Source organism: Alphaproteobacteria bacterium (assembly GCA_016722515.1).
In the GTDB taxonomy this organism is placed as follows: domain Bacteria; phylum Pseudomonadota; class Alphaproteobacteria; order Rickettsiales; family JADKJE01; genus JADKJE01.
The window spans coordinates 1-4,111 of sequence record JADKJE010000020.1; the positions used below are offsets into that span (position 1 = coordinate 1).

Here is a 4,111-nt window from a genome sequence, read left to right on the forward strand (position 1 = left end):
ATTCGCTGCGCTCATGCACACTCAACTTCGTCTATCACACACTGCAGCAACGTTGCCCTCACACTCGACTCGGCAATGAATACGGACCGTCGTGCCACTTCGTGTCACTCCGTCCTATTATTGCTCGTCTCGCAAGTGTTATTTTTTATTCGGAGAACAAGTCGCCGAGATAATCATTCATATAAGTCGCCGAGATAATCATTCATATAAGTCGCCGAGATAATCATTCATATAAGTCACTGATTATTAAGATGCTGCGCATTCTTTACGTTTGCGCTGAACGAGCCTGGCGTTCGCAACGCGAACCCAGTGCGAGTCAGCGCAAACAAATTGAAATGGAGATTATAACATATATAAACCATCAACACATGACAGAAACATTAATACTCAACAAAGTATACAAAGTAACAGTTCCTAGTGGCCAGGCGTTGAATTCTGGTGAATACAGCGTCAAATGCGAGGGAATCGGCGCTGCGTTCTATATGATCAGTCTCTTTAACGAGATGTATTTCACTGACCTCAAATGTGTCAGAGAAATAACATATCTGCAGCCTGAGGGGGCCATCAGTCGATATACAATTCCCGGGCGTGTTGTTGCCGATGGTATTGTGTTCGGTTTGCCGGTCGAGCCTGCGATAAAATATGTATTAGGCAAGTATTATACTGGAGTTTACACAATGTGCGGAATGGTTCATACTGCAGTGTTCAGATGTATGGAGTTCAATGCAAACACTGTCAAGGTTCAGTATGGTAAACAAGTATTGATCATCGATGCGAAGAATAATGTTTACAGCACGCGTGATAAAAAAACATATAGTGATGCTAATGAATCGCGATTGTTGAGTTCGTGCACTGTGCCGGAGATGTCGATTGGCACGATTGCGGGTATTACTGAATATACAGGGTATCCAGTCGGAACTGTTTTCAACACAGATGGTATTAATAGCGGTGTAAAACTTGCGATCAAGATCATCAGCGACGAGTATCCAGTTCTTGTTGAGATAGCACACGGTGGTGAAAAGTTCGGATTCTTGCACGTTCACAATTCATCGATCACCGGTGCTGATGTTTGCAATATTGCACGTGCTGATGGAACGACGGAGACGATTTACTCTGACAATGGTCACTTTATCTACTGTTCACAGTTGTTGAGAGTTTCGTAAATAAGTAGTTTCGTAAATAAGTAGTTTCGTAAATAAGTAGATTTGTAACTTCGTTTCGGAAGTGTTCGCTGCGCTCACACACCCTCAACTTCATTACAAATCTCCTTTTTTACTACACAGTTCGGGCGCCGCAGTTCGTATGTGATAGCCTTCGTTTCTGGAGTGTTCGCTGCAAGGCGGGCCGCGTCAGCAACGCTGCGTTGACCGCCGCACCCGGCTCACACACCCTCAACTTCGTCTATCACACACTGCAGCAGCGTTTGGGATCGCGGGCAACGCGCAGCGGTGCAGCGCGGCCCACTCTGCCCTCACACTCGACTCGGCAATGAATACGGACCGTCGTGACACTTCGTGTCACTCCGTCCTATCATTGCTCGTCTCGCAAGTGTTATTATTTTTCTGCCACGACATATCGCCGCAAACGGTTCATCATAATATTAATACATGTATCGGCACTTGTAAAAACATACTTGCCGTGATGAGATATGTTATTGTTGTCGTTGATGTTTCAGAGTCGGCACTTGGGGTTGTTACGACACTGTATGGGCGATTGATTGTTGAGCCATTGTTGAGATTATATGCGGGGGTTGGGGCGGTCAGTGGAACGTTAGTGTTTGTTTCCGACGAGTTGTTGACAGTGACTGTTTTGACAGTGTTGGGACCGCCGATGTTAGTGCACCAACGCCGCCGGATCGTATCATAGTTAAATGCAATCCATTCATGATTACCGACGAAACATCAGCGGCGACACGTGGGAGTCCGATTTTAAGAGTTACTGCCGTCGATTCGCCTGTATATGAGAATGTTTTGACCATATTTCCATTGGGGTCGGTTTGGAATTGTCCGGGCACTCGGAAATTCCTCGCCGCATATGATTCTTGTTGTATCGACATTATACTTTGCATAAAAAAGTATTTTTACATAAATGTGTTGTATTTATGTGATTCTTAATGTATTTTGTAAGACAGGAAGTGCAAATTGTGTTGACCGATTATATGATCGCTTAAGTTTGCAAAATAATCCATTAGTTCCCGCGCAAACATATGAATCATCAGCACTAATATAAACAATCGCAATAAATTGACTATTCGTTCCTGGGACCGGTGATATTGGAATTATGTCAGAAACACCAGTAGATTTCATTATAATAATACTACCAGGCACTACGGGGACGCTACTACTACCACCGATCCACAATGAACATGAATCAATAGTTGAATAAATAGATTTTGGTAGTGATATTGATCCAAACGCTTCCCGCGGTATGAATCGTTGATACCATGTGATAGTGTCGGTGGAATATAATGAAAGTTCCTTAGAATCACCGATCAAAACGAATCCATCTGCTTCAAGATTACATATACAACTAAATCCTACTTTAATACCGCCTGATGGATTTGATATTCGTGTCCATATTGTGCCATTAGTCGAAATCATAATTGGGCAGCCAGTTCCACATGCAATGAATCTATCAAGAGATGTATTGTATTTAACGTCAATGAAACCTGCATTACTATTTGCGAGGGAAATTCTTTCTGTCCATGTAATACCATCAGGTGATGTTATGATAACACCACTACCAACTGCAACAAATAGAGATTTTGCTGCTACATATATAACTGTTTTAAACGAAACAACACCAACCGGTGATGCGTATGCTCGTTGTGTCCACGTTGTTCCATTTGGTGATGTAAAGATCCCACTGTATGTTGACACAGTAACAAATCTATCGAGTGAAGAACTATATGCAATTGACGTCAAATTATGTATCAAACTCGTATTACCTCCGGTAAATAACGAGTTATTAATTTGAAACGATGCGCCTGAGTCTGTGCTGGTAACAATAAGACCATTAGTTCCTACACCAACAATTTTCGTTTGAGATACACTATACACAATATCATTTATTGATGTGCTTTTTGATCCATCGAATGTTGAGCCATCTGTCGATGTTACTATTCCACCAAGATTTGATTGACTCATGTAATATTTCGATAATGCACTAAACCAATATATCTTGCCGAAATTAAAACTTCCGCATCGCAATGATGGTTTTTGCCATGTTATACAATCTGTTGACGTAATTATAGAATTATCTGAACATTGCAAAATGTATCTACTGTTCATATAGTCGACGGTTTGGCAATCAAACCATGATGCCTGTGATGTCCAATTGATACCATCGGTTGATCTATATAATGCAGTGCTATTCTGGTAACACATTAAAAACACCCCAGCAGAATCAGATGTAACCCAACACAGGATTCCTGATGTAATTGTAATCGGAAATTTAGGATCTTGTTTTGTCCATGTAATACCATCTGGACTTGTAATTACAGAAACAGAAAGACTGGCACCAATTGCGCAAAATATAGATCCATTCCATGCAACACCGGCTAGTGAATTAACAGTTGTATTGGTTGTGCGTGCAGTCCATGTAATACCATCAGTCGATGTTGAAATCTTACCAAATGCCGCAACAATAACGACGGTGGTTCCATCAAATGCAATAGCTATGCCGGCATTTGAACCACCGAGGTTGGATACTTGAGATGTCCACGTAATACCATCTGGTGATGTTACAACAGTTCCTGCGGCTCCCGGCGCTATGAAAAGATTAATAGTTCCCGCGGCAAAGATCACATAAAGCAAAGTATTGTTACCAGCATTGGATGTCCGTTCAGTCCACGTAATCCCATCACTGCTTGATTGTATACGGCCTGTCGTTGATGTGTTACCAACGATAACATACACACTGGCTCCATATGCACCTGCATTAAAAGATACAAGTGGGACTGCACTAACACGTGCAGTCCATGTTATAAGATCACTTGATGTCGTTAATAAACCTCCATTTGCACATTGGATATATAAACCATTTCCATAGAATGTATGTGCCCGCTGATTCATCATGCCCAAAATAGTTTTCCATGTCGTTGCGGTTGAAT

Annotated in this window: 3 protein-coding genes; 2 read left to right on the plus strand and 1 reads right to left on the minus strand. The window is 41.9% G+C overall.

What is annotated here, in order from left to right; all coding sequences use genetic code 11:
- The first annotated feature begins 251 nt into the window (after window positions 1-251).
- Complete coding sequence (locus IPP74_15255) at window positions 252-1,163, plus strand: hypothetical protein (protein ID MBL0320631.1); 912 nt, start codon at window positions 252-254, stop codon at window positions 1,161-1,163.
- Between the two features lie 325 nt (window positions 1,164-1,488).
- A complete protein-coding gene (locus tag IPP74_15260; protein ID MBL0320632.1) occupies window positions 1,489-1,866 on the plus strand; it encodes a hypothetical protein in 378 nt (125 codons plus the stop codon).
- Window positions 1,867-2,099: 233 nt separating this feature from the next.
- Here the strand turns inward: IPP74_15260 and IPP74_15265 are convergent, their stop codons facing one another.
- A complete protein-coding gene (locus tag IPP74_15265) occupies window positions 2,100-4,082 on the minus strand; it encodes a hypothetical protein (GenBank protein MBL0320633.1) in 1,983 nt (660 codons plus the stop codon).
- Between the last annotated feature and the right edge of the window lie 29 nt (window positions 4,083-4,111).